The following is a 24,588-nucleotide window of genomic DNA, read 5'->3' as shown; positions in this document are numbered from 1 at the left end:
GCGCTCACGCTCCACCGCGGGTGTTCTCGCGTACTCCCTTTCCTGTCTGAACGAGGAAGAGCTCCAATGAAAGCACTGAAACGGCAACTCGCCGCCCTGACCATTGGCCTTTGCACACTCGCAAGCGCCCAGGCCGAACAACTGGACGTCATGACCTCGGGCGGCTTCACCGCCGCCTTCCAGCGATTGAGTCCGACGTTTGCGCAGACGAGTGGCGATAGCGTCGACACCATCCTCGGCCCGTCCATGGGCAAGGCGCATGAGGCGATCCCCAACCGCCTGGCGCGGGGAGAGAATGCCGATGTGGTGATCATGGTCGGCTACGCGCTGGATGACTTGATCAAGCAAGGTGTGGTGGACCCCGCGTCCAAGGTGGATCTGGCGGATTCGCGCATCGGCATGGTGGTCAAGCAGGGCGCGGCCAAACCGCGCATCGATACCGAAGAGGCGTTCAGGAAAACCCTGTTGGACGCCCGCTCCATCGCCTACTCGGACAGCGCCAGCGGGGTCTACATCCAGAACAAGCTGTTCAAACAGCTGGGGGTAGAGCAGCAGGTCGGATCGAAGGCCAAAATGATCGAGCGCATACCGGTTGCCTCGGTCGTCGCCTCGGGCCAGTACGAAGTGGGCTTCCAGCAGGTCGCCGAGTTGCTGCCGGTTCCCGGAGTGACCTTCGTCGGCAAGATTCCCGAAAGCCTGCAATCGGTGACCCGTTACTCCGCCGGCATCCCGCGCAATGCGAAACACCCGGAGCAGGCCAGGAAGCTGCTGGCCTATCTGTCGTCCGCAGCGGTGCAGCCGGAGGTGAATGCCACCGGGCTGGACTCGGTCCCCCGGTGATTTACCGGGGTGCGCCAGCCCCCGCTATCCGCCGTTGATCACAAGAGGCTCGGCATTGCCGGGCCTCTTGCTTCCTGTAGTCGTCCGACTGCCGAAGCGCCAGATCGAAGAACATTGAACAGGTAGCTCGGCGCGCCGCCCTGGGCGTTTTCGGCCCTTGGCCGGCGTTCGGTCACAGCGCCCTTCTGCGCTGGCGCACCCGTTGCGCCGCGGGATTGGAAGCAGCCTCAGCGAGTGGATACAACGAAAAGCAGTATGGGGCCCTGCCCCAGGCGGCAGATCAGATGCTCACGCTGCGCACGTCCCGGCGTATTGCCTGGGGAGGAACGCCAAAGCCACGGATGAACACTTCACGCATGTGGCGACGGTCACGAAAGCCGGTCTCTTTGGCGATCACGTCCAGGGGATGGCGGCTCTGCTCGATCATCACCCGCGCCGCCTCCAGGCGCAGGCGCTCGATGGCCTTGGCCGGCGACTGTCCGGTTTCGGCGGTGAATACACGGGTGAACTGGCGCGGGCTCAGATGCACCGCCTCGGCCAGTTCCTCGACGCCGAGTGGCTTGTGCAGGTTCTGCCGGGCATAGTTCAGCGCGTTCTGGATACGGTCGGATTTCGGTGCGAGGGTGAGCATCTCCGAGTGCTGTGACTGCCCGCCCGAACGGCGCTGGTGCATGACCAGTTTGTGCGCCACCGAGCGCGCGACGTCCGGACCGAGGTCCTTCTCCACCATGCCGAGCGCCAGGTCCAGCCCGGCGGTCATGCCGGCGGACGTCCAGACGTTGCCATCGATGATGAAGATGCGGTCGTCCTCGACGCTGATCTGTGGATACAGACGCTGCAGTGCCGCGCCATACGCCCAGTGGGTAGTCGCGCGACGGCCATCGAGCAGGCCGGCCTGGGCCAGCACGAAGCCGCCGGTACAGATACCCGCGACGCGGCGCGCCTGCTGCCCGGCCTGGTGTACGAACGCCAGGGTGGCCTCGCTGGGCAGCGTTTCCAGAGGTGTGTTGACCCCCGCGATCATCCAGGAGTCCGCCAGGCCGGGATTGTTCAGCGCCCGGGTTTCGATGCCCAGGCCCAGGGACGAACGCACGATACCTCCGGCGATGGAGAAGAACTCGACGGAATAGAACGGCGTCTCGGCCACGATGTTGGCGTACTCGAAGACGGTCTGGGTGGCGAGCGACAGCACCTGGAAGTCGTCGGAGAGCAGGTAGCCGATTCTGTGCATGGCGGGTCTCATACAGGCATGTCCTAAAACACGACTGTATACGTCATTTCGGACTTTTCCCAACTTTACCATCATGTGTCCCAAGCCCACCGCACTTGGAGACACACCATGAACACCGCATCGAAAGGTACCGCACTGGTCACTGGCGCATCCTCGGGTATCGGCGCCCTCTACGCCGAGCGCCTGGCCCGCCGCGGCTACGACCTGATCCTGGTCGCCCGCAACCGTGACCGCCTGAACGACCTGGCCCGCCGCATCACCGACGACACCCAGCGCGTGGTCGAGGTGCTGCAGGCCGACCTGGGCGACGCTGCCAGCCTGGCCACCGTCGAGGCCAAGCTCAAGCAGGACGCGAGCATCGCCCTGCTGGTCAACAACGCCGGCATCGGCACCCACACGCCGCTGCTCGACAGCGATGTCGGCCTGATGACCCGCATGATCGACCTCAACGTGACCGCGCTGATGCGCCTGAGCTACGCGGCCGTCCCCGGCTTCGTCGAGCGCGGCAACGGCGCCATCATCAACATCTCGTCCATCGTCAGTATCGCCCCGGAAGTGCTCAACGGCGTATACGGCGGCAGCAAGGCCTTCGTCACCGCTTTCAGCCAGTCGCTGCATCACGAGCTGGCCGACAAGGGCGTGCGCATCCAGGCGGTGCTGCCCGGGGCGACCGCCACCGAATTCTGGGACAACGGCGGCCTGCCCCTGGAACACCTCGACCCGGCCATCGTGATGCCGGCCAGCGCCCTGGTCGATGCCGCGCTGATCGACTTCGATCGCGGCGAACTGATCTCCATCCCCTCGCTGCACGACGCCAGCCAGTGGCAGGCCTACGAGTCGGCACGCAAGGCCATGTTCGACCAGCTTTCCACCAGCCAGCCCGCGCCGCGCTACAGCGCCCAGCATTGATCGATCCCTCATTTCAGGAGCAGCACCATGAAACTCAGCGGCAATACGATCTTCATCACCGGCGGCACCTCGGGCATCGGTCGCGGCCTGGCCGAGGCCTTTCATCAACGCGGAAACAAGGTGATCATCGCCGGTCGCCGTCAGGCCCTGCTCGACGAGGTTGCCCGCGCCAACCCCGGCATCGACACGGTAGCGCTGGATATCAATGATCCGCAGCAGATCAAAGACGTGGCGCAGCAGGTGATCGCGCGCCACCCGAATCTGAACGTGGTGATCAACAACGCCGGCATCATGCCGTTCGACGATGCCGCCTCGGGCGACCTCGACGACGCGCAGGCAGTCGGCCTGGTGACCACCAACCTGCTCGGCCCGGTGCGCGTCAGCGCGGCCTTCGTCGAGCACCTCAAGCGCCAGCCGGACGCCACCATCATCAACAACAGCTCGGTGCTGGCCTTTATCCCGATTGCGGTCACCGCGCTGTACTCGGCGACCAAGGCGGCCATCCACTCCTACAGCCTGTCGCAGCGCTTCATGCTGCGTGACACCCGCGTCAAGGTGCTGGAGATCGCGCCGCCATGGGTCGACACCGACCTGATCCACAAGAGCGGCGATCCGCGCGCCATGCCGCTGGACGCCTTCATCGCCGAGACCCTGGCCAAGCTGGAGACGGCGACCACCGAGGTGATCGTCGACGGCATCACGGCACTGCGCGCCAACGTCGGGCCGAACGAGCACGCGCTGGTGAACCAGTTCAACCAGTCGATCATCGACAACCCCATCCCGGTTGCCTGAACCCGGCGCCCGGCCTCCTCACGAGGTCGGGCGTTTGCGTGCACCTCTGGAGAACCTCATGCACAGCCCCATCGCCGCAGCGGATCGCCTTGCCCTGCGCCTGCTCAGCCTGGCCTATTTCGTCCAGGCGGTCGGCGCCCTGTCGGTGGTCGGCAGCCTGGAGGCGATCTCCGCCGCCTGGGCCTTGAGCAACGCGCAGAGCGCGCTGTTGATCACGGTGTTTGGCGTCACCTTCGCGCTCGCCGCGCCGCTCTTGCAGATGACCCTGGGCCATCTGCGCCGGCGCTCGCAGGTGCTGCTGGGTTTGTTGATTTTCAGCGCGGCGGCGTTGCTGTTCGCCGCCGCGCCGGATTACCGGACGCTGCTGGCGTCGCGGGTGCTGATGGGGCTGGGGGCGGGATTCATTGGCCCGGTGCTTGGCGCCCTGGGCTCCAACCTGGTGGCGCGGGAGCATCAGGGCAGCGCCATCGCCATCGTGCTGCTCGGGCTGAGCGTCGCGGGGCTGGCCGGCATGCCGATCAGTGCCTGGATCGCCCAGGAACTCGGGGCACGCAGCCTGTTTCTCGGCATCGGCGTCAGTGGTCTGCTGATCGCGGCGCTGATCTTCGTGTGGGTGCCGGATCGTGTGGCGGGCCAGCGCACCGTAGCGGCCGACGTGCTCGCACTGCTGACCGGCGCTACCTCGTTGAGCGCCTTTCTGGTGGTGTTCTTCGTCACCACCGGCGTGTTCACCACCTACGCCTTCCTGGCGCCGATCATCGGCAACGACTTCCACGGCAGCGCCGGCGACATCACCCTGGCGCTGACGGTGTTGGGCGTGGCCGGCGTGCTGGGCAACCTGCTGGTCACGCGCCTGGCGCTGCGCGTCAGTGCCGAGCGTTTGCTGCTGCTCGGCATCGTCCTGCTTGCCTTGGATCTGCTGGGCCTTGCGGTGATGCCAAGGCTGTTCGGCGGGCTGTTGCTGGCCCTGGTGATCTGGGCGCTGGCCACCGATATCGTCTGGCCGTCGCAGCAGCGGCGCATCGTCGAGCTGATGCCCGAACAACGCGGCATCGCCCTGGCCCTGACCGCGTCGTTCATGTTCGCCGGTATCGGCACCGGCTCGGCGGTCGCTGGATGGCTCTATCCCATCCTGGGCTACACCGGCCTGTTGCTGGCTTCGCTGCTGTTCCTGCTGCTGGCCTTCGTCAGCCTGCGTTTCTCCGAGTGGCGCGCCCGGGCGCAGGGAACCTTGCCCGGGCTGACCTGATCAGCGGCCTGTCGCGGTCTTCTGATGAAACTCACGGGATTCCAATAACCGCTAACGATCGCCGGGTAGTCGCTAAAGAAGCCGCTGTCGAGAGTAGCTATTGGCCGATTCTGTTGAAAAAGTAGGTTCAGCGGCGGCCAGCCTGTTAGGTGTGCCTGCTGTTGAAGTGGCTGGGACCCACTTCAAGTTGCCTTTCGGCGTTTCACTGAGCTTCCTTGCTCAGGTCTGAGGGTTAATTTGAGGGTTTCTGCTCGCAGCAGGCATACCTATCCCGTGAGTGGTGGCCCGTGAGGCAGAAGCTTGGCCATGCGTCGCAGGTTTTGCACGGTCGCAGCCAAGGTGAATTCGTCAGTCGCACCCGTCAGTCCACGCAGTCGTAAACGGTCGAGTTTCATGATCCGTTTGAGGTGAGCGAAAAGCATCTCCACCTTCTTCCGCTCGCAACGAGAGACTAGGTATTCCGGCGTCTTGGCGATGCGTCGTGCCACATCGCGGGCAGCCTCATGGATGCTGCGGACGATCTTCCGGTTCGGCGTGTTGGGGCAGCACTTTTCTTTCAGCGGACAGGTGGCGCAGTCGGTTTGACTGGAGCGGTAGATGATGGTGTTGGCCTTGGTCACCCGCGATCTTTGCTGAGTGAAGGCGCGCCACTCACTGCGTAGCGGTTTGCCGGCTGGGCAGCGGTATTCATTGGCCCCCGGATTCCAGATGAAGTCGTTACTGGAGAGGCTGTCTCCTTGCGCTCGGTTTTGTCCCACACCGGCACATGCGGTTCGATGTTCTTTTCTTCGACCATCCAGGCCAGCATCGGGGCGGTGCCATAGGCGGTATCACCGATGAGTCGTTCCGGCGTGAGGTCGAACTGCGCTTCAACACGCGCCACCATCGTCCTGGTCGAATCGACTTCGGCGCTACGGTGCGCCGGAGTCGCTTCCACATCCATGATCACGCCGTGCTCAGTATCGATCAGGTAATTCGTGGAGTAGGCAAAGAAGGCCGGGCCGCCTGGCGCAGCAGTCCAACGGGACAGCGGATCGGTGAGCGAGATTTTCTTGGGAAGAGCTTCAGCCAGTGCCTCTTCATCAAGGGCTTCGAGGTACTCGCGCACAGCGCGGTTGCTGAGCGCTGGATCACGCCAATCGACTTCATCTCCCGCCACCCCACGTTGCCGGCTGGCATCCGCCTTGATGATGCTGGCGTCCACAGCGAAGCCTTCGCCTTTGACCAGGCCAGCTGCCATGCAGCGGCGCAGCACTTCATTGAACAACCAGCGGAACAGGCCGCTGTCACGGAAACGGCCGTGGCGATTCTTCGAGAAGGTCGAGTGATTGGGTACTTCGTCTTCCAGGCCCAGCCGGCAGAACCAGCGATAGGCCAGATTTAAATGCACCTCTTCGCACAGCCGTCGCTCGGAACGGATGCCGTAACAGTAGCCAACGACCAGCATGCGCACCATCAACTCCGGGTCGATCGAGGGGCGTCCGATGGCGCTGTAGAAGTCGGCCAGGTGTGCACGCAGATCGCTGAGATCCAGGCACTGGTCGATGCTGCGCAAGAGGTGTTGGGGCGGAACGTGGTCTTCCAGATTGAACGAGTAGAACAGGCGCTGCTGTCCACTCGGTAGCTGTCCCATCATGCTGTCGCCCCCGCGCCCACTGACAGAGCAATTCTGCCAATGGCATGGTGAAGCAGCTACTTTTTCAACAGAATCGGCCGGTAGCTGCCCATCGTCACGGGCCGCTATCGGCCGCCACCCGCCACTGCCCAATAGCCCTCGCCGCCCTGCCCTATCAATGCGAAGCCACATAAACCGCCTCTTCCGCCGCCAGCGGGTAGGAGAAGGTCGCCCGCAGGCGGTCGACTTCCTGTTGCGGGGGCAGGCCGAAGAGGCGTTTGAATTCGCGGCCGAAGTGCGAGGGGCTTTCGTAGCCGACCTGGTAGCTGGCCTGCGCCGCCGACACGCCCTTCTGCAGCATCAGCAGGCGCGCGCGGTGCAGGCGGGTGGACTTCAGGTACTGGATCGGCGTGGTGGCGGTGACCGATTTGAAGTGCAGGTGGAAGGTCGCCGCGCTCATCGAGGCCTCCGTGGCCAGGCGCTGGATGTCCAGCGGCTCGGGATAGCATTGGTGGATGGTCTGCAGGGCGGCGGAAATCCTGCCGAAGTGTTCGCGGTTGTCGATCGCTGCCCGCAGCGCCGCGCCCTGGGCGCCGGTGAGGACCCGGTAGTAGATCTCGCGCAACTGCGCCGGCCCCAGCACCCGCGTATCCCTCGCCGAGCCCAGGCTCTTCAGCAAACGCAGCAGTGCCTCGGCCAGCGGCGGGTCGAGTGGCGAGGACATCATGCTGGCCGGCGCCTCGGCGCTCGCCGGCGCGGCCTCGCCCAGTTGCAGCAACAGCTCGGCGGCCACCGCCATGTTCAGTTGCAGGTAGATCGCCAACAGGGGTTCGTCCTCGCTCGCGGCCGTCTCCATGTCGAACGGCACCGGTACGGAAACCGCCAGGTAGTGCTGGGCGTCGTAGCGGTACTCGCGACCACCGAGAAAGCCGCGCTTGCTGCCCTGGCAAACGATGACGATGCCCGGCTCGTAGAGCACCGGCGTGCGCGTGAGCGGACGGTTGCAGCGCAGGAATCGCACACCCGGCAGCGCCGTGAGGTTGTAGCCCTCGTCCGGTGCGAGCGCCTGCATGAGGGCGACCATGTCGGTCTGGATGCCTGTAAAACCGGACATTTCGCAGTACTCATGGTGGGAAGGAAGCTGTCGTCAGTCTGGTACGCGACGAGTCGGCAGTCCAGCCATCCGTAGGAATAGGCTATCGAAGCAGAGTAACCGGCCTACGCCGGAGGGCAGCCGAAGAATAGGATTTCCTCCTCGGGTCGCCGGCCGCGCGACCGACAGCGAGGAATCCCCCATGCACGACAGCGACAGCAAACTCTTCTTCATCAGTGGCGTCAGTTCCGGCTTCGGCCGCGCCTTCGCCGAGGCCGCGCTGGCGGCGGGTCATCGGGTGGTGGGCAGCCTGCGTTCGGCCGCCGACCTCCAGGCATTCGAGCAGGACCCGTCCGGGCGCGCCTTCGGCGTGTTGCTGAACGTCACCGACGATGCCGCCATCGATGCGGCGATCGCCGGCGTCGAGCGCGACCACGGGCCCATCGAGGTGCTGGTGAACAACGCCGGCTACGGCCACGAGGGCATTCTTGAGGAATCGCCGCTGGCGGAGCTGCGCCGCCAGTTCGACGTCAACCTGTTCGGCGCGGTGGCGCTGATCAAGGCCGTGCTGCCCGGCATGCGCCAGCGGCGCAGCGGGCGGATCATCAACATCACCTCGATGGGCGGCTTCATCACCATGCCCGGCATCGCCTACTACTGCGGCAGCAAGTTCGCCCTGGAGGGCATTTCCGAGACACTGGCCAGCGAGGTCATGGACTTCGGCATCTTCGTCACCGCCGTAGCGCCCGGCTCGTTCCGCACCGACTGGGCCGGCCGCTCGATGCAGCGCAGCGAACGCAGCATCGCCGACTACGACGCGCTGTTCGGGCCGATCCGCGCGGCCCGCGAGGGCAAGAGCGGCAGGCAGAACGGCGATCCGCGCAAGGCCGCCCAGGTGCTGCTGCAACTGGTCGCCATGGAGTCGCCGCCCACGCACCTGCTGCTGGGTTCGGATGCGCTGCAGCTGGTACAGGCCAAGCTGGCCGCCCTGCAGGACGAGATCGCCCGCTACGCCGAGCTGAGCCGCTCGACCGACTTCTGAGCGCGGCTACGCACTCAGCTCCTGCACCAGGAAGTCGAGAAAGGCGCGGGTCTTCAGCGGCACACGCCGCGCGGTCGGGTAGACCGCGTTGATCGAGATCGGCGGCGCCTGCCAGTCGCACATCACCGCCACCAGCCGGCCCTCGGCCAGGGCCTTCTCGACGATGAAGGTGGGTAGCAGCGCGATGCCCATGCCGGCTTCGGCGGCCTGCGCGAGCAGATCGCCGTTGTTGGCGTGCAGCGGCCCGGTGACGTGGACCTTCTGGGTCTCCCGGCCGTTGCTCAGTTGCAGGCTGACGCCACTCTGCAGGTAGCCGTAGTTCAGGCACTGGTGCGCGGCCAGGTCGCGCGGCACCTGCGGCGTGCCCTGGCGCTGCAGATAACCGGGCGATGCCACCAGCACGCGCGGCGCCGGCGCCAGGTGGCGCGCCACCATCGAGGAATCCGCCAGGCTGGCGATGCGGATGGTCACGTCGAAACCGCCCTTGACCGGATCGACCTGCTGGTCGCTGAACACCAGTTGCAACTCGACCCTGGGATGCAGCTCGTGGAATTTCGGGATCAGCGGGCCGAGGCGGCACAGGCCGAAGGACATCGGCGCGTTGACCCGCAGCACCCCGTGGATTTCCGCCAGCCCGCTGCGCGCCCGCTGCTCGGCTTCGTCCAGCGAGGCGAGCACTTCGCGGCAGGCTTCGTAGTACTCGCTGCCGGCTTCGGTTAGGTGAAGGCTGCGGGTGGTGCGCAGCAGCAGTTGCACGCCCAGCGAATCCTCCAGCGCCTGGATCTGCTTGCTGACTTTCGAGCGCGGAACGTCCAGTACCCGCGCGGCGGCGGCGAAGCCATTGGCATTCACCGTCGCCACGAAAGTGCGCATGCAATCGATGCGGTCCATCAGTGTCCCCAATTTGGAATCAATGAGTCTCGATTCTAGGGAATTGTTCCTCCTTATGACCAGCTTTAAAGTTTCTCCCATGCCGCCCACACAGGCCGACACGCCAGGCCGCGGCCGCCTTGCCTACCCACTACTCAGAAGGAAACGATCATGTCCAACCGCGAACTGCTGAACCCGACCAACTCCGCCCTGATCCTCATTGACCACCAGCCGCAGATGGCCTTCGGCGTGCAGTCGATCGATCGCCAGACGCTGAAGAACAACACCGTCGGGCTGGCCAAGGCCGCCAAGCTGTTCAACGTGCCGACCATCCTCACCTCGGTGGAAACCGAAAGCTTCAGCGGCTACATCTGGCCGGAGCTGCTCGGCGTGTTCCCCGGCCAGCAGCCGATCGAGCGCACCTCGATGAACTCCTGGGAAGACAAGAAGCTGGTCGAGGCCGTGAAGGCCACCGGGCGCAAGAAGCTGATCATCGCCGCGCTCTGGACCGAGGTCTGCCTGACCTTCCCGGCGCTGGAAGCCCTCGCCGAAGGCTACGAGGTGTACATCGTCACCGACGCCTCGGGCGGCACCACCAAGGAAGCCCACGACATGTCCGTGCAGCGGATGATCCAGGCCGGCGCGGTGCCGGTGACCTGGCAGCAGGTGCTGCTCGAATACCAGCGCGACTGGGCCCACAAGGAAACCTACGACGCCGTGATGGCGCTGGTGCTGGAGCACTCCGGTGCCTACGGGATGGGCGTCGACTACGCCTACACCATGGTGCACAAGGCGCCGCAGCGCACCCTCTCCTGACCTTTGCCCGTGCCGCCGGCAACGCTTCCGGCGGCACCACTCCCCACTCCATAAATGAGATCGAAGCCATGAACCGCGTGCAAAAAGTACTGAGCGTCACCCTCCTCGCCCTGTCCGTCGGCAATGCCTTCGGCGCTGACAACGTCGTCGCCGAACACCAGACCCAGGCCTTCCTGGATGCGCTGGCTGCCGGTGGCGGCAAGCCGCTGGAACAACTCAGCCCGAAAGACGCCCGTGCGGTGCTGACCGGCGCTCAGGCCTCGGTGAAGGTCGACCTGTCCGGCACCGAAGTCAGCGAAAAAACCATCCGCGCCGCCGGCCAGGACATCCGTCTGACCATCGTCCGCCCGGCCAAGGTCAAGGGCGAGCTGCCGGTGTTCATGTACTTCCACGGCGGCGGCTGGGTGCTCGGCGACTATCCGACCCATGCCCGCCTGATCCGCGACCTGGTGGTCGGCTCCGGCGCCGTGGCGGTCTACGTCGACTACACGCCGTCGCCCGAAGCGCACTACCCGACGGCCATCAACCAGGCCTACGCCGCGACCCGCTGGGTGGCCGAGCACGGTAGGGAAATAGGCGTCGACGGCACCCGCCTGGCGGTGGCCGGCAACAGCGTCGGCGGCAACATGGCGGCGGTGGTCAGCCTGATGGCGAAGGAGCAGAACGCGCCCAAGCTGCGTTTCCAGCTGCTGCTGTGGCCGGTGACCGATGCGCGCTTCGACACCGGCTCGTACCAGCAATACGCCGAGGGGCATTTCCTCACCACCGGGATGATGAAATGGTTCTGGGACAGCTACACCACCGACGCCGGGCAACGCGCCGAAATCCATGCCTCGCCGCTGCGCGCCAGCACCGAGCAACTGCGCGGCCTGCCGCCGGCGCTGGTACAGACCGCCGGGCTCGACGTGCTGCGTGACGAGGGCGAGGCCTATGCCCGCAAGCTCGACGCCGCCGGCGTCGAAGTCACCGCAGTGCGCTACAACGGCATGATCCACGACTACGGCCTGCTCAATCCGCTGGCCGGCATCCCGGAAGTGAAGGCAGCCCTGCGCCAGGCGGCCAACGAGCTGAAAACCCACCTGAACTGACAGGCGAAAAAAAGACCCCGCAGGAGCGACAGGCTCCTGCGGGGGTCTTTTTTTGGGGCGCGCTATTCCGGTGTCATCCGACCCAGCTCACCGCGCTCTTGGGAATCACCTCGGACTCGTCGAGGGTGGAGGCGAACATGCTTACCGCTTCCACTGCATCGCTGGTGCCGCTGCGGATCTGCAGGATCACCGAGTTGGCCTGGTCGGCCAGGATCACGCCGCGCTGCGCCCCTTCCTGGGTGGCGCTCATGCTGGCGACCGCTTCGCGGGTTTCCGAAAGAATCTTGCCGATCATCTCGGCGATCTCCGCCGTCGAGCGACTGGTGCGCCCCGCCAGTTGCCGCACTTCGTCGGCCACCACCGCGAAGCCACGACCCTGGTCGCCCGCCCGCGCGGCCTCGATGGCGGCGTTGAGCGCGAGCAGGTTGGTCTGGTCGGCGATTCCGCGGATGGTGTTGACGATCGCGGTGATCTGCTCGGAACGGTCCCCCAACTGCCCGACCAGGCTCGCCGAGGAGCCGATGCTCTCGGCGATCAGGCGCATTTCACGCGCGGTCTCCTGGATCACCTGGGCGCCCTGCTCGGCGACTTTCTCGGTCTCGGCGGAGATGTGATAGGCCCGCGACGCCCCGCGCGAATCCGCCTCGAACTTCTCCACCCGCTCGGTGATGTCGCTGGCGAACTTGACCACCTTGCACAGCTTGCCCTCGGCGTCGTAGACCGGGTTGTAGGAGGCTTCCAGCCAGACCACGCGGCCGTGCTTGCCGATCCGCTTGAACTGTCCGCTGAAGAATTCGCCGGCGTTGAGGCGTCGCCAGAAATCGCCGTATTCGCTGCTGTTGACCAGCGTCGGCTCGCAGAATAGGCGGTGGCTCTTGCCCTTGAGCTCCGCCATCGAGTAGCCCATGACGTTGAGGAAGTTGTCGTTGGCGACCAGGATGTTGCCGCTCAGGTCGAACTCGATGACGGCCATCGCCCGGTCGAGCGCCGCCAGCTTGCCGCGGGTCTCCGCTTCCTGGCCCACCTTCTGGGTCACGTCCAGGGCGTACTTGACCACCGAGAGCACGCGCCCCTGGTCGTCCAGCACCGGGTTGTAGCTGGCCTCCAGCCAGACGTTCTGGCCGCGCCCGTTGACGCGCTGGAAGGTTCCGGAGACGAACCTGCCGGCGCGCAGTTGCGCCCAGAACTCGGCGTACTCGGGGCTGCGGACCAGCGCCGGCGCGCAGAAATCGCGGTGCGACTTGCCCACCAGCTCGTCGGCGCGATAGCCCATCGTGCTGAGGAAGTTTTCGTTCGCCCGCAGCACCTTGCCGTTCAGGTCGAACTCGACCACGGCCATGGAGCGCTCCAGCGCGGCGATCAGTCCCTTGTAGCCTGCTACTTCGGCCGTCCTAGCCGCCAGTTCATTCTTAGCTGCCTTGTTTCAACATGACGTTTCCTCGGCGAAACGATGGGTGTTGAAACAACGTATCGGCTGATGAACAACGGCCTTGATGCCCCGGCAGATGGATATTTCAGCCTGCCCACTGAAGTAGAGCACAGCGCCGTGCGGACGCACCTCGCCCATGCGGACGCGGCGCGCACTACGGAGCGGAAGTGTGACCGAAGGTTTCTGAAAAGATCGTCAAGACGCGCCGGGATCAGGCCCTGCCGGCACCTTCGAGGAAGAACTGCGCGGCCAGCGCCGCCAGGCCGGAACGCGCCACCCGACCTCGGCGCTCCGCGTCCACCAGGCCGGAGAGGACCGAGGCGAACAGCTCGGCCAAGGCCGGCGCGGCGATGTCGATGCGGAACGCGCCCTCTTTCTGCCCGCGCAGGAAGAAGGCGTCCAGCGCATCCGAGTAAGGCAGCCAGCGGCTGCCACCGGCATCGAGGTCGAGGGAGTCGGGGCGCCACTGGAAGACCAGGAAAGCCAGCAGCTCGCGATGCGTCAGGTGCCCCTCGATCAGATCGCGGAGCGCCTCGCGCGGCGGTGCGCTCTCCAGGTTGGCGTCGGCGATGATCTGGTTCATCACCACCGAGCTGTGGTTCAGCAGCATTTCGATCAGGTTGTCGCGCGTGCCGCAGAAGCGGTTCAGCGTCGCCTTGCTGACGCCGGCGGCCACGGCGATGTCCTTGAAGGTTCCCCGCGGCAGGTCGACGAGGGCAACGGCCAGCGCCTTGAGGAGCTTTTCGTCAGCAATGGGTAGGTCCATTCGGTGCTCTTGGTCTGGGGGCGTGCAACGGCGCGTGCAACATAGTGTGCCGAAAAAGCGGTTGATTCGGAAGAAAACTCAAATGGATCAATCTGGAAGCTTATGAGTCAATATTGACTCATCGTCTTTCGCGACCGATCATGCACGTCCTGACGGATCGATGGGCGCTGCCCGGGTGTGGAGATGACCAGTTTGCGCATTGGGCAGATGTTGAAGACGACCGCACTGTTGACGGCGATCGCCCTCGCCGGCTGTGGCAAGGCGGAGCAGAACGCCCCGGCGACCGCCGCGCCACGCGAGGTGGAAGCGCTGCGCGTGGAAACCGAATCCTTCACCCGTGAAGCCGAGTTGCCTGGCCGCATCGAGCCGGTGCGGGTCGCCGAGGTGCGCGCGCGGGTGGCGGGCATCGTGCTCAAGCGCGCGTTCGAGGAAGGCGCCGACGTGAAGGCCGGCGACCTGCTGTTCCAGATCGATCCGGCGCCGTTCAAGGCCGCGCTGTCACGCGCGCAGGGCGAGCTGGCCCGCGCCGAGGCGACGCTGTTCGAGGCGCAGGCGATGCTCAAGCGCTACGAGCAGCTGGTGAAAGTGGACGCCATCAGCCAGCAGGACTTCGATGCCGCCCGCGCCGGCGTGCAGGGCGGACTGGCGGCCAAACGCAGCGCCCAGGCCGATGTGGAAACCGCCGCGCTGAACCTGGGCTACGCCACCGTGAAGGCGCCCATCAGCGGGCGTATCGGCCGGGCGCTGGTCACCGAAGGCGCGCTGGTCGGCCAGGGCGACGCGACCATGATGGCGCGCATCCAGCAACTGGACCCGATCTACGCCGACTTCACCCAGCCGGTGGCCGACGCCCTGCGCATGCGTGCCGCCCTGGCCGACGCACCCGAGAACACCCTGTCCCTGCGCGTGGAAGGCACCGACCACGAAAGCCTCGGCACGCTGATGTTCACCGATATCTCGGTGGACCCGGGCACCGGCCAGGTGGCGTTGCGCGGACGCTTCGCCAACCCCGAAGGCGTGCTGCTGCCGGGCATGTACGTGCGCGTTCGCGCGCCGCAGGGCACCGATGCCGCCGCCATCCTGGTGCCCCAGCGAGCCATCCAGCGCGGCGCGGACGGCCAGGCGCGGGTGCTGCTGATCGGCCAGGACGGCAAGGCCGAGGCACGCGCCGTGCGCACCGGCGTCATGCAGGGCGGCCGCTGGCAGATCACCGAAGGTCTGGCGGCGGGCGATCAGGTGATCGTCGGCGCCATGAACGGCCTCAATCCCGGCGACCCGGTGACCGCCAGACCTGCCGACAAGCAACCCGACGCCGACAAGGCCAGCGCCCAGTAAGGCCGCCCGCACGGCGCCCGAGGAAACCCCATGTCCCTGTTCTTCATCAGCCGCCCCAACTTCGCCTGGGTCGTCGCCCTGTTCATCTCGCTGGCCGGGCTGCTGGTCATTCCGCTGCTGCCGGTTGCGCAATACCCCAACGTGGCGCCGCCGCAGATCACGGTTACCGCGACCTACCCCGGCGCCTCGGCCAAGGTGCTGGTCGACTCGGTCACCAGCGTGCTCGAGGAAGAGCTCAACGGGGCCAAGAACCTGCTGTACTTCGAATCCACCAGCAACTCCAACGGGATGGCGGAAATCGTCATCACCTTCACCCCCGGCACCTCGCCGGAGCTGGCCCAGGTCGATGTGCAGAACCGCCTGAAGACCGCCGAGGCGCGGATGCCCCAGGCGGTGCTCGACCTCGGCATCCAGGTCGAGCAGACCAGCGCCGGCTTCCTGCTGATCTACGCGCTGAACTACGCCAACGGCGACGGCGACCAGGACACCACCGCGCTGGCCGACTATGCGGCGCGCAACATCAACAACGAGATCCGCCGTGTCGCCGGGGTCGGCAAGCTGCAGTTCTTCGCCTCCGAGGCGGCGATGCGGGTGTGGATCGCACCGCAGAAACTGGTCGGCTACGGCCTCTCCATCGATGACGTGAGCAACGCCATCCGTGCGCAGAACGTGCAGGTGCCGGCCGGCGCGTTCGGCAGCACGCCCGGCACGGCGGAGCAGGAAGTGACCGCGACCCTGGCGGTCAAGGGCACGCTGGACAATCCGGAGGAGTTCGGTCGCATCCTGTTGCGCGCCAACCGGGACGGCTCGCGGGTGACCCTCGCCGACGTCGCGCGCCTGGAGGTGGGCAGCCAGGACTACAACTTCACCACCCGCCTGAACGGCAAGCCAGCGGTCGGCGCGGCGATCCAGCTGTCACCGGGCGCCAACGCGATCCAGACCGCGGAAGCGATCAAGCGACGCCTCGCCGAGCTGTCGGTCAACTTCCCGGAGAACATCGAGTACTCGGTGCCCTACGACACCTCGCGCTTCGTCGACGTGGCCATCGACAAGGTCATCGCGACGCTGGTCGAGGCCATGCTGCTGGTGTTCCTGGTGATGTTCCTGTTCCTGCAGAACGCCCGCTACACCCTGATCCCGTCGATCGTGGTGCCGGTCTGCCTGCTGGGCACGCTGACGGTCATGTACCTGCTCGGTTTCTCAGTGAACATGATGACCATGTTCGGCATGGTGCTGGCCATCGGCATCCTGGTGGACGACGCCATCGTCGTGGTGGAGAACGTCGAGCGGATCATGGCCGAGGAAGGCCTCGCCCCCGCCGCAGCCACCGCCAAGGCGATGGGCCAGGTTTCCGGCGCGATCATCGGCATCACCCTGGTGCTCTCGGCGGTGTTCCTGCCGCTGGCGTTCATGGCCGGTTCGGTGGGGGTGATCTACCAGCAGTTCTCCCTCTCGCTGGCGGTGTCGATCCTGTTCTCCGGCTTCCTCGCGCTGACCTTCACCCCGGCGCTGTGCGCCACCCTGCTCAAGCCGATCGCGCAGGGTCACTACGAGAAGCGCGGTTTCTTCGGCGCCTTCAATCGCCTGTTCGCCCGCCTGACCACGCGCTACACCGCGCTCAACACGCGCCTGGTCCGGCGCACCGGGCGCTTCATGCTGCTCTACCTGGGCATCGTGGTGCTGCTGGGTTTCGTCTATCTGCGCCTGCCGGAATCCTTCGTGCCGTCCGAAGACCAGGGCTACATGATCATCGACCTGCAACTGCCGCCCGGCGCCACCCGCGCGCGCACCTCGGCGGCCGGGCACGAACTCGAGCAGTACCTGGGTTCGCGCGAGGCCGTCGCGTCCACCTTCCTGGTCATGGGTTTCAGCTTCTCCGGCATGGGCGAGAACGCCGCCCTCGCCTTCCCCACGCTCAGGGACTGGTCGGAGCGCGGCAAAGGGCAGTCCGCCGACGACGAGACCGCCCTGGTGAACCAGCGCTTCGGCAACCCCCGCGACGGCGCGATCATGGCCGTGTCGCCGCCGCCCATCGACGGACTGGGCAACTCCGGCGGCTTCTCCCTGCGCCTGCAGGACCGCGCCAGCCTGGGCCGCGACGCGCTGCTGGCGGCGCGCGACGAACTGCTCGGCAAGGCCTACGGCAATCCGAAAATCCTCTACGCGATGATGGAAGGCCTGGCCGAGGCGCCGCAGTTGCGGCTGCTCATCGACCGCGACAAGGCCCGCGCCCAGGGCGTGCGCTTCGAAACGATCAGCAGCGCGCTGTCCACCGCCTTCGGCTCCGCGGTGATCAACGACTTCGCCAACGCCGGGCGACAGCAACGGGTCGTGGTGCAGGCCGAACAGGCCGAGCGGATGACCCCGGAAAGCGTGCTGGAGCTGCGCGTACCCAACGACGCTGGCGAGCTGGTGCCGCTCGGCGCCTTCGTCTCCACCCAGTGGGAACAAGGCCCGGTGCAGATCGCCCGCTACAACGGCTATCCGTCGATCCGCATCTCCGGCGACGCCGTTCCCGGCGTCAGCACCGGCGAGGCGATGGCCGAGCTGGAGCGCCTGGCCAGTGAACTGCCGGCCGGTATCGGCTACGAATGGACCGGCCTGTCGTACCAGGAGCGGGTCGCCAGCGGCCAGGCATTGCAGCTGTTCGCCCTGGCCTTCGTGGTGGTGTTCCTGCTGCTGGTGGCGCTCTACGAGAGCTGGGCGATTCCGCTGGCGGTGATGCTCATCGTGCCGGTGGGCGCCCTCGGCGCCGTGCTGGCGGTCACCGCGGTGGGCATGCCCAACGACGTCTACTTCAAGGTCGGGCTGATCACCATCATCGGCCTGTCGGCGAAGAACGCGATCCTCATCGTCGAGTTCGCCAAGGACCTGCGCGCCCAGGGCCGCTCGCTGCGCGAGGCGGCCATCGAAGCGGCGCGGCTGCGCTTCCGGCCGATCATCATGACGTCGCTGGCGTTCATCCTCGGCGTGTTGCCGCTGGTGGTGGCCAACGGCGCCGGCGCCGCCAGCCAGCGTGCCCTCGGCACCGGGGTGGTCGGCGGCATGCTCAGCGCCACCCTGCTGGGGGTGATCTTCGTGCCGATCTTCTTCGTCGCCGTGCTCTCGCTGCGTGAGCGCCGCAGCCACGGATCGGGCAAGACCCCGCCGCCCACCGGGGCGTGACCCTCGCACTGCCCCTGCCCGCGACGGCGTGCAGGGGCCAGGCCCGCATCCCGCGCGCACCCGACCCGATCCAATAGTCGCATGCATGAAACTATCGGCCTTCTGGCGATATCTAGCCTTCAAGGATTACGGATCGGTAGTTCGACACTCCACACATACTGAAACACTTCGATTTATAGTGCTTCGCGATATTAAATTGCGATTATAAACAGTTTGGTGGAAGAGCAAATTAGCTGCCCGTTAACCGCGCAAAATTCATCACGGACTCTATAACTAGTTTCAGGGAGCCTTCCAACCAAACTATCCGGGAACCAGCCATGAACCCTACCTTCACGCGGTTTAAAACGCTCAGAAAAGTCCTTCCGCTGGCCATGCTGCTGTTCGGCGCGACCGCCGTGGCGCAAGAGAAGCTTCCCCTCGTCTCGATCAACGTGGCCGGGGCCGAGTTCTCTTCCGGCGCCATTCCCGGCAAGCTGGGGACGAACTTCTTCTTCCCGGACAAGACCTATTTCGCCAAGTGGAAGGAGCGCGGCATCACGCTCGTTCGCTTCCCGCTGAAGTGGGAGCGCATACAACCGACACTCGGCGGCGCGCTGGACCCAACTTACGTGAAGTACATCGATGACATGTTGGCACAGGCCAATACCTATGGTGTCAAAGTAATATTAGATGTACACAACTACGCGCGTTACAACAACGAAGTCATAGGTTCCGCCAAAGTTACCTTTTCGCACTTCCGCAAACTCAACGAGTTAATCGCCAACCGCTATAAGAACAATCCCGCCGTTTATGGCTACGACATCATGAACGAGCCCTATGGCGCGGCCGACCAATACTGGCCCCAGGCGGCCCAGGCGGGGATCAATGGCATTCGCGTCTACGACAAGAAGAAGCCCATCTTCGTCGAAGGACGTTCCTACTCCGGCGCCTACACCTGGCCCTGGTACAACGACCCGCTGGCCGCGCTCGTCGATCCCAAGGCCGACAACATCATCTACTCCGCGCATGCCTACATCGATGACAACGGCAGCGGCCAGTACAAGACGGCGCCCGCCACCGTGGACCCGATGATCGGGGTCAAGCGCATCGAGCCCTTCGTCAACTGGCTGAAGAAGAACGGCAAGAAGGGCCACATCGGCGAGTTCGGCGTACCCAACGATCCGCGCTACCTGCAGGCGATGGACAACACCCTCGCTTACCTGCAGAAGAACTGCATCACCATGACCTACTGGGCCGCCGGGCCATCGTGGGGCACCTACAAGCTGTCCATCGAACCGACCAAGGCCGGCATCGACCAGGCGCAGTGGGCGGTACTGAAGAAATACGTCGGCGGCGGCAACTGCACCAAGCCCGGGCCGAACTGATCGCCACCCGCAGCACGTCCGCGCCTACCGCGCGGCGTGCTGCCGTCCCGCGGTAGACCGCTGCGCGGCGCCCTCCAGTCAGCGGGAATGGCGTGACCCGGACGGATGGATGGGGCAAAGGCGCGCCAATCTGTACCATGGGCCGCCGTTTTCCCTGCCCGGTGATTGCGATGTCCACCCGCACGACCTCCCTGCCCCCGGCCGCCACGGCGGCGGGCCAATCCAGCCCGCTGGTGATGCGCGTGATCTGCGCCTGCGCGCTGGCGCACCTGATCAACGACCTGATCCAGGCGGTGCTGCCGTCGATCTACCCGATGCTCAAGGCCAACTACGGCCTGACCTTCACCCAGGTCGGCCTGATCACGCTGACCTTCCAGCTCACCGCCTCGCTGCTGCAACCCTGGGTCGGCTACCACACGGACCGCCATCCCAAGCCCTGGCTGCTGCCGGCCGGTTCGCTGTGCACGCTGGTCGGCATCCTCATGCTGGCCTTCGTCGGCAGTTTCCCGGCGATCCTGCTGGCGTCGGGACTGGTCGGCATCGGCTCCTCCACCTTCCATCCGGAAACCTCGCGGATCGCGCGTCTGGCCTCGGGCGGGCGCTTCGGCCTGGCGCAATCCACTTTCCAGGTCGGCGGCAACGCCGGCAGCGCGTTCGGCCCGCTGCTGGCTGCGGCCATCGTGATTCCCTTCGGCCAGGGCCACGTCGCCTGGTTCGGCCTGTTCGCCGCCTTCGCCATCCTGGTGCTCTATGGGCTGAGCCGCTGGTACCGCGCCCACCTCGCGCTGTTCAAGCTGAAGGCCGGCGGTAGGGCCACCCACGGGCTGTCCAAAGGGCGGGTCACCTTCGCGCTGGTGGTGCTGGCGCTGCTGGTGTTCTCCAAGTACTTCTACATGGCGAGCTTCACCAGCTACTTCACCTTCTACCTGATCGAGAAGTTCGACCTGTCGATCGCCAGCTCGCAGCTGCACCTGTTCCTGTTCCTCGGCGCGGTCGCCGCCGGCACCTTCTTCGGCGGCCCGATCGGCGACCGCATTGGCCGCAAGACGGTGATCTGGTTCTCGATACTCGGCGTCGCCCCGTTCACCCTGGCGCTGCCCTACGTCGACCTGTTCTGGACCGGCGTGCTGAGCATGATCATCGGCTTCATCCTCGCCTCGGCCTTCTCCGCCATCGTGGTCTTCGCCCAGGAACTGGTGCCGGGCAACGTCGGCATGATCGCCGGGGTGTTCTTCGGCCTGATGTTCGGTTTCGGCGGCATCGGCGCCGCGCTGCTCGGGCACTTGGCCGACATCCACGGCATCGAGTACGTCTACAAACTCTGCTCGTTCCTGCCGCTGTTCGGCATCCTCACCGTTCTGCTGCCGTCCACCAGGGGCGTTTGAAGCCGCCCCGCGCAGCCATAAAAAAGCCCCGCATGGGCGGGGCTTTCGTTGCATCGAGGCTCAGGCGGCGCGGCGTGCGCTGGCAAGCTCCTTCTTCATGCTTTGCTTCATCTGCTCCATCTCCTGGCCCAGCTCGTTCAGGCGGTCTTCGCCCAACAGCTTCCTGGCCTGGGGGAACATCTCTTCTTCCTCTTCCTCGATGTGGTGCTCGAGCAGTTCCTGGCAGACCTTGACGCGGGCGGCGAACTCCACGGTGGCCGGATCGGTGTTCAGCAGGTCGGGCAGCACCAGACTGTCCACCGTGCGGTGCTCTTCCTTGGCTTCGTGGTACATCTTTTCTTCTTCCTTGCCGCCGGCCTCACGGTAGGCCGGGTAAAGGATCTGTTCTTCGATGGCCGTGTGAATGGCCAATTCCATTTCCAGCTTGCCGAGCAGCTCGGTACGTTTCTTCACCGCGCGCTGGGTCGATTCCGAGAGTTGCGTGAGCAGGTCCTTGACCGTCACATGATCGTTCTTGAGCAGTTCAATGGCGTTCATTGCGTATCTCCTCTAGGCGCAAGACTCAGGGGTCTTATCTTGTCCAACCGTCGAAACAGCCGGCTGGTGAGAAGAAGATTGCGAGGGCCATGCCAATCCCGACGAGCTAAATAAATCTATTGTAATCAACAAGATGGAGAACAGCGGCGGCGCGCTTGACCGGTGATATTGCATGGTCGGTCCGATTTCCCTGTGCAATTTGCATCGCCCGGAAAGCGCCGTTCTCCAGCGGCGCGGCAGCGCCGATCAGTCGTCCGCCTTGTCCTGCTCGCTCAGATTGACCGCCGTCCTGGCGGCATCCACGTCGGAATAGCGGTACTCCACGCTGCCATCGTCCGCCGTCACCTCGAAGACTACGTCGACATCGTCCTTCCGGAGTCGGTCCGGGATCTCCTCACCTTCGAGTCGCTTCACTTTCACACTCATGGCATCTCTCCTGGGTTGGTTCCCGTGTGACCGCGGGGCCCCAGCAGAGTCCGGGCGAGACGACGAAGCGCACTCCGCTACGCCTTGACCACCGCCGTGGGGATCAACCCCGTCTCGCGGTAGCTGAGGATCAGCTCGTCGAACAGACCGATATCGCCGCGCGTGCGGGCGACCAGTTGCGCGCCGGCGACCGCCGTGTAGATGGCGCGCGCGCGTCGCTCGCGGACTTCCGCGCCGTCCACTCCGGCATCCGCCAGCACCTGGGCCAGCCAGGCCACGTTGGCGTCGGCGAACGCCCTGACCTCGCGCTGGACGTCCTCGGGCAGGTCTTCGTGTTCCGCGGCCATGAAGCTGGACAGACAGAGCCGGTTGCCGTCCTCCAGCGAGCTGCGAAAGATCGACGGGTAACGCGCGAGGCATTCGACGGGATCGGGGTTCGACGCCCGTATTCCTTCCAGAACGGCGGCGGTGTCCTGCCAGTAGCGCGCGGCAACGGCGGCGCCGAGTTCGGCCTTGCTGGCGAAGTGGTAGTAGATGCTGGCGTTCTTGATCCCCACCGCCTCGCCGATGCTTCGAAAATTGACGCCGCTGTACCCGTGCATCTGCGCCGCGGTTTTCGCCGCGGCCAGGATGGCCTCCCGCGCGTTATCGCCCAAGGTGTGCTCCTCGACTCGTCCAATTGACACCACGAAGTTTACGCGCGCCGATGCTTACCTGCCAACTGGAAGGTAGGGCTTGACAGCAGTATCAGGACGCGTCGAATATTTACCTACCAACTGACAGGTAGATAGATAACCACATGAGTGACGAAGCACAGCGAATCGACCCTCAGGCCCTTCCGCAAATGAAAATCCACGACTGGTTCAATGGCCCCTACCCGGCCCGCGTGCGCATCGCCCTGGCCGAGAAAGGCCTGCTCTCGCGCGTCGAGTTCGTCCCGGTCAACCTCTGGAAAGGCGAGCACAAGGCCGCCGATTTCCTCGCCATCAACTACTCCGGGACCTTGCCGGTGCTGGAGTTGAGCGACGGCACCTACCTCGCGGAATGCACGGCCATCACCCAGTACCTCGACGCGCTGGATGGCCATCCGCTGCTCACGGGTGACACACCGCTGCAGAAAGGGCTCATCCACATGATGACCAAACGCGCCGAAATCGAATTTCTCGATGCGGTCAGCGTTTACTTCCACCACGCCACGCCGGGGCTCGGACCGCAGGTCGAGCTCTACCAGAATCCGGAATGGGGCGGGCGCATGCGCGACAAGGCGATCCGGGGCATGCGCTACTTCGACGGCGTCCTGCGGGAGCGCCCGTTCGTGGCGGGCGATGCCTTCTCCATGGCCGATATCGCGGTGCTCGGCGGGATGATCTTCGCCGCGCTGGTCAAGCTTCCGGTACCCGACGACTGCACCGCGCTGCGGGCGTGGCACGAGCGGATGCAGGAAAGACCCAGCGTGCGGGAATGGCGAGCGATGGTGGAGCGCGGCGCTCCCCGCTAGGCCCGAGGGCCGACAGCGCACCCGGCCGTGGCCGAGATCGATAGCGGACATTTGCCCCGCGACGACATAGTCTCTGCCTTTCTGTCGATGCTCGGCGCGGGGGTGGTGGTGGACAGGTTCCAGGAAATGAAGGTGCTGCTGGCGGTGACCGAGGCGGAGAGCTTCGCCGGCGGCGCCAGGCTGCTGGGCATGTCGCCGCCCGGTGCGACACGCGCCATCGCCGCCCTGGAGAAGCGCCTCGGCACCCTGCTGCTGGCCCGCAACACCCGCAGCCTGAGGCTGACGGAAGCCGGCCGGCGCTATGTGGAGGACTGCCGGCGCATTCTCCTGGAGCTCGAGGAAGCGGAGGAGCTGGCGTCCGGCAGCAGCCTGCGCATCCGTGGAAACCTGACGGTCACCGCCCCGGTGATGTTCGGCGAACTGTTCCTGATTCCGCTGATCACCGAGTACCTCGCTACCCATGGCGAGGTGACGGTCAACGCGCTGCTGGTCGACCGGCTGGTGAACCTGGCCGACGAAGCGGTGGATGTCGCCATTCGCATCGGACAGCTCCCCGAAGGCAGCTTCCATGCCCTCAAGGTGGGCGAGATCCGTCCGGTGATCTGCGCCGCGCCGGCCTTTCTCGATCGCGTCGGGCGGCCCGCCCATCCGCGCGATCTGCAGGGCGCGCAGACGGTCATGTCCTCCGCCAGCACGCTGCTCACCGAGCTGCATTTCGACGGCCCCGAAGGCCCCTCGACGATGGCGCCGCACGCGCGCCTGGTGGTGAGCTCGAACCAGGCGGCGATCAACGCGGCGCGTATGGGCTGGGGCTACACGCAGGTGCTGTCCTATCAGGTCGCGGACGCCGTCGCCAGGGGCGAGCTGGAGATCGTGCTGGCCGCCTTCGGCACGCCGCCGCTGCCGGTGCATGTGCTCTACCAGAGCGGCAAGCAGGTCTCCGCCCGGGTGCGCACCTTCGTCGATCACTGCCATGACCGCCTGCTGAACGACGCGGCGTTGCAGCGTCTCGGCGCACCCTGACGCATGAGCCGCTACCGGCAGATGGAAGTCTTCGCCGCGGTCGCGCAGGCGGGCAGCCTCGCGGCGGCGGCGCGCGACCTGGCGCTGTCGCCGGCCACCGTGATGCGCACGCTGG

General features: G+C 65.6%; 22 protein-coding genes and 1 pseudogene. 14 read left to right on the top strand and 9 right to left on the bottom strand.

All coding sequences use genetic code 11. The annotated features are described in order from the left end of the window. The first annotated feature begins 66 nt into the window (after positions 1 to 66). The gene (locus B2X67_RS06025) at positions 67 to 840 is read left to right on the top strand and encodes a substrate-binding domain-containing protein (RefSeq protein WP_286784932.1); all 774 of its coding nucleotides are present in this window, start codon (positions 67 to 69) and stop codon (positions 838 to 840) included. 280 nt (positions 841 to 1,120) lie between these two features. Here B2X67_RS06025 and B2X67_RS06020 read toward each other — a convergent pair whose 3' ends face one another. Next, entirely contained in the window at positions 1,121 to 2,071 is a 951-nt protein-coding gene (locus B2X67_RS06020) for a GlxA family transcriptional regulator (RefSeq protein ID WP_286784931.1), read from the bottom strand. A 108-nt stretch (positions 2,072 to 2,179) separates the two neighbouring features. Here B2X67_RS06020 and B2X67_RS06015 point away from each other — a divergent pair, with 108 nt between their 5' ends. The 3 genes from B2X67_RS06015 to B2X67_RS06005 are packed head-to-tail and all read left to right on the top strand — an operon-like array spanning position 2,180 to position 5,021. Next, complete coding sequence (locus tag B2X67_RS06015; protein ID WP_286784930.1) at positions 2,180 to 2,980, top strand: SDR family NAD(P)-dependent oxidoreductase; 801 nt, start codon at positions 2,180 to 2,182, stop codon at positions 2,978 to 2,980. A 27-nt stretch (positions 2,981 to 3,007) separates the two neighbouring features. Then, a complete protein-coding gene (locus B2X67_RS06010) occupies positions 3,008 to 3,772 on the top strand; it encodes an SDR family oxidoreductase (protein WP_286784929.1) in 765 nt (254 codons plus the stop codon). 58 nt (positions 3,773 to 3,830) lie between these two features. Then, positions 3,831 to 5,021, top strand: coding sequence for an MFS transporter (locus tag B2X67_RS06005; protein WP_286784928.1), 1,191 nt, complete (start codon positions 3,831 to 3,833; stop codon positions 5,019 to 5,021). 266 nt (positions 5,022 to 5,287) lie between these two features. On the opposite strand, the pseudogene B2X67_RS06000 reads toward B2X67_RS06005, so the two are convergent. Together B2X67_RS06000 and B2X67_RS05995 are read right to left on the bottom strand one after the other, a co-directional pair. Further along, positions 5,288 to 6,657, bottom strand: a pseudogene (locus B2X67_RS06000) (transposase). A gap of 154 nt (positions 6,658 to 6,811) precedes the next feature. After that, positions 6,812 to 7,750: an AraC family transcriptional regulator gene (locus B2X67_RS05995; RefSeq protein ID WP_286784927.1), complete on the bottom strand. Its 939-nt coding sequence runs from the start codon at positions 7,748 to 7,750 to the stop codon at positions 6,812 to 6,814. 181 nt (positions 7,751 to 7,931) lie between these two features. On the opposite strand from B2X67_RS05995, the gene B2X67_RS05990 reads away from it, so the two are divergent. After that, positions 7,932 to 8,771 (top strand): oxidoreductase, encoded by an 840-nt coding sequence (locus tag B2X67_RS05990; RefSeq protein WP_286784926.1) that lies wholly within the window; start codon positions 7,932 to 7,934, stop codon positions 8,769 to 8,771. A gap of 6 nt (positions 8,772 to 8,777) precedes the next feature. On the opposite strand, the gene B2X67_RS05985 is transcribed toward B2X67_RS05990, so the two are convergent. Beyond that, the gene (locus tag B2X67_RS05985) at positions 8,778 to 9,662 is read right to left on the bottom strand and encodes a LysR family transcriptional regulator (protein WP_286784925.1); all 885 of its coding nucleotides are present in this window, start codon (positions 9,660 to 9,662) and stop codon (positions 8,778 to 8,780) included. Between the two features lie 150 nt (positions 9,663 to 9,812). Between B2X67_RS05985 and B2X67_RS05980 the strand changes: the two genes are divergently transcribed. Then, positions 9,813 to 10,457 (top strand): hydrolase, encoded by a 645-nt coding sequence (locus B2X67_RS05980; RefSeq protein ID WP_286784924.1) that lies wholly within the window; start codon positions 9,813 to 9,815, stop codon positions 10,455 to 10,457. A gap of 68 nt (positions 10,458 to 10,525) precedes the next feature. After that, positions 10,526 to 11,545: an alpha/beta hydrolase gene (locus B2X67_RS05975; protein ID WP_286784923.1), complete on the top strand. Its 1,020-nt coding sequence runs from the start codon at positions 10,526 to 10,528 to the stop codon at positions 11,543 to 11,545. A 73-nt stretch (positions 11,546 to 11,618) separates the two neighbouring features. Here B2X67_RS05975 and B2X67_RS05970 read toward each other — a convergent pair whose 3' ends face one another. Further along, positions 11,619 to 12,947, bottom strand: coding sequence for a methyl-accepting chemotaxis protein (locus B2X67_RS05970; protein ID WP_376747809.1), 1,329 nt, complete (start codon positions 12,945 to 12,947; stop codon positions 11,619 to 11,621). 238 nt (positions 12,948 to 13,185) lie between these two features. Next, positions 13,186 to 13,740, bottom strand: coding sequence for a TetR/AcrR family transcriptional regulator (locus B2X67_RS05965; RefSeq protein ID WP_286784922.1), 555 nt, complete (start codon positions 13,738 to 13,740; stop codon positions 13,186 to 13,188). 183 nt (positions 13,741 to 13,923) lie between these two features. Between B2X67_RS05965 and B2X67_RS05960 the strand changes: the two genes are divergently transcribed. The 4 genes from B2X67_RS05960 to B2X67_RS05945 all read left to right on the top strand — a co-directional run bounded on the left by B2X67_RS05960 (position 13,924) and on the right by B2X67_RS05945 (position 20,989). After that, a complete protein-coding gene (locus B2X67_RS05960; protein ID WP_273229545.1) occupies positions 13,924 to 15,075 on the top strand; it encodes an efflux RND transporter periplasmic adaptor subunit in 1,152 nt (383 codons plus the stop codon). 30 nt (positions 15,076 to 15,105) lie between these two features. Next, on the top strand, positions 15,106 to 18,240 hold the full coding sequence (locus B2X67_RS05955) for an efflux RND transporter permease subunit (RefSeq protein WP_286784921.1): 3,135 nt from the start codon (positions 15,106 to 15,108) through the stop codon (positions 18,238 to 18,240). A gap of 317 nt (positions 18,241 to 18,557) precedes the next feature. Continuing rightward, positions 18,558 to 19,604: a glycoside hydrolase family 5 protein gene (locus tag B2X67_RS05950; RefSeq protein ID WP_286784920.1), complete on the top strand. Its 1,047-nt coding sequence runs from the start codon at positions 18,558 to 18,560 to the stop codon at positions 19,602 to 19,604. Positions 19,605 to 19,774: 170 nt separating this feature from the next. Further along, positions 19,775 to 20,989 carry an MFS transporter gene (locus B2X67_RS05945; RefSeq protein ID WP_286784919.1) on the top strand — a complete coding sequence of 405 codons (1,215 nt, stop codon included), beginning with the start codon at positions 19,775 to 19,777 and terminating at the stop codon, positions 20,987 to 20,989. 60 nt (positions 20,990 to 21,049) lie between these two features. Here the strand turns inward: B2X67_RS05945 and B2X67_RS05940 are convergent, their stop codons facing one another. The 3 genes from B2X67_RS05940 to B2X67_RS05930 form a co-directional block, all read right to left on the bottom strand. Continuing rightward, positions 21,050 to 21,526: a hemerythrin domain-containing protein gene (locus B2X67_RS05940; protein WP_090227877.1), complete on the bottom strand. Its 477-nt coding sequence runs from the start codon at positions 21,524 to 21,526 to the stop codon at positions 21,050 to 21,052. A 246-nt stretch (positions 21,527 to 21,772) separates the two neighbouring features. Continuing rightward, positions 21,773 to 21,952: a hypothetical protein gene (locus B2X67_RS05935; RefSeq protein WP_286784918.1), complete on the bottom strand. Its 180-nt coding sequence runs from the start codon at positions 21,950 to 21,952 to the stop codon at positions 21,773 to 21,775. 77 nt (positions 21,953 to 22,029) lie between these two features. Next, positions 22,030 to 22,608 (bottom strand): TetR/AcrR family transcriptional regulator, encoded by a 579-nt coding sequence (locus B2X67_RS05930; protein WP_286784917.1) that lies wholly within the window; start codon positions 22,606 to 22,608, stop codon positions 22,030 to 22,032. 188 nt (positions 22,609 to 22,796) lie between these two features. Between B2X67_RS05930 and B2X67_RS05925 the strand changes: the two genes are divergently transcribed. The 3 genes from B2X67_RS05925 to B2X67_RS05915 all read left to right on the top strand — a co-directional run. After that, positions 22,797 to 23,450 (top strand): glutathione S-transferase, encoded by a 654-nt coding sequence (locus B2X67_RS05925; protein WP_286784951.1) that lies wholly within the window; start codon positions 22,797 to 22,799, stop codon positions 23,448 to 23,450. 126 nt (positions 23,451 to 23,576) lie between these two features. Continuing rightward, positions 23,577 to 24,473, top strand: coding sequence for a LysR family transcriptional regulator (locus tag B2X67_RS05920; RefSeq protein ID WP_286784950.1), 897 nt, complete (start codon positions 23,577 to 23,579; stop codon positions 24,471 to 24,473). A 3-nt stretch (positions 24,474 to 24,476) separates the two neighbouring features. After that, positions 24,477 to 24,588: LysR family transcriptional regulator (locus tag B2X67_RS05915; protein ID WP_286784949.1), on the top strand; the 112-nt coding region annotated here is incomplete at its 3' end.

The organism is Pseudomonas sp. UBA3153 (genome assembly GCF_002364635.1).
Classification (GTDB): Bacteria; Pseudomonadota; Gammaproteobacteria; order Pseudomonadales; family Pseudomonadaceae; genus Pseudomonas_O; species Pseudomonas_O kuykendallii.
Note: the sequence above shows the minus strand (reverse complement) of the source record. Positions and strands in the feature narration are given on the sequence as shown.

Excerpts from the sequence above, each read along its gene's own strand:
- B2X67_RS06025 (WP_286784932.1), top strand. The coding sequence starts at position 67 with ATGAAAGCACTGAAACGGCAACTCGCCGCCCTGACCATTGGCCTTTGC.
- B2X67_RS06020 (WP_286784931.1), bottom strand. The coding sequence starts at position 2,071 with ATGCACAGAATCGGCTACCTGCTCTCCGACGACTTCCAGGTGCTGTCG.
- B2X67_RS06015 (WP_286784930.1), top strand. The coding sequence starts at position 2,180 with ATGAACACCGCATCGAAAGGTACCGCACTGGTCACTGGCGCATCCTCG.
- B2X67_RS06010 (WP_286784929.1), top strand. The coding sequence starts at position 3,008 with ATGAAACTCAGCGGCAATACGATCTTCATCACCGGCGGCACCTCGGGC.
- B2X67_RS06005 (WP_286784928.1), top strand. The coding sequence starts at position 3,831 with ATGCACAGCCCCATCGCCGCAGCGGATCGCCTTGCCCTGCGCCTGCTC.
- B2X67_RS05995 (WP_286784927.1), bottom strand. The coding sequence starts at position 7,750 with ATGTCCGGTTTTACAGGCATCCAGACCGACATGGTCGCCCTCATGCAG.
- B2X67_RS05990 (WP_286784926.1), top strand. The coding sequence starts at position 7,932 with ATGCACGACAGCGACAGCAAACTCTTCTTCATCAGTGGCGTCAGTTCC.
- B2X67_RS05985 (WP_286784925.1), bottom strand. The coding sequence starts at position 9,662 with ATGGACCGCATCGATTGCATGCGCACTTTCGTGGCGACGGTGAATGCC.
- B2X67_RS05980 (WP_286784924.1), top strand. The coding sequence starts at position 9,813 with ATGTCCAACCGCGAACTGCTGAACCCGACCAACTCCGCCCTGATCCTC.
- B2X67_RS05975 (WP_286784923.1), top strand. The coding sequence starts at position 10,526 with ATGAACCGCGTGCAAAAAGTACTGAGCGTCACCCTCCTCGCCCTGTCC.
- B2X67_RS05965 (WP_286784922.1), bottom strand. The coding sequence starts at position 13,740 with ATGGACCTACCCATTGCTGACGAAAAGCTCCTCAAGGCGCTGGCCGTT.
- B2X67_RS05960 (WP_273229545.1), top strand. The coding sequence starts at position 13,924 with ATGACCAGTTTGCGCATTGGGCAGATGTTGAAGACGACCGCACTGTTG.
- B2X67_RS05955 (WP_286784921.1), top strand. The coding sequence starts at position 15,106 with ATGTCCCTGTTCTTCATCAGCCGCCCCAACTTCGCCTGGGTCGTCGCC.
- B2X67_RS05950 (WP_286784920.1), top strand. The coding sequence starts at position 18,558 with ATGAACCCTACCTTCACGCGGTTTAAAACGCTCAGAAAAGTCCTTCCG.
- B2X67_RS05945 (WP_286784919.1), top strand. The coding sequence starts at position 19,775 with ATGTCCACCCGCACGACCTCCCTGCCCCCGGCCGCCACGGCGGCGGGC.
- B2X67_RS05940 (WP_090227877.1), bottom strand. The coding sequence starts at position 21,526 with ATGAACGCCATTGAACTGCTCAAGAACGATCATGTGACGGTCAAGGAC.
- B2X67_RS05935 (WP_286784918.1), bottom strand. The coding sequence starts at position 21,952 with ATGAGTGTGAAAGTGAAGCGACTCGAAGGTGAGGAGATCCCGGACCGA.
- B2X67_RS05925 (WP_286784951.1), top strand. The coding sequence starts at position 22,797 with ATGAAAATCCACGACTGGTTCAATGGCCCCTACCCGGCCCGCGTGCGC.
- B2X67_RS05920 (WP_286784950.1), top strand. The coding sequence starts at position 23,577 with ATGAAGGTGCTGCTGGCGGTGACCGAGGCGGAGAGCTTCGCCGGCGGC.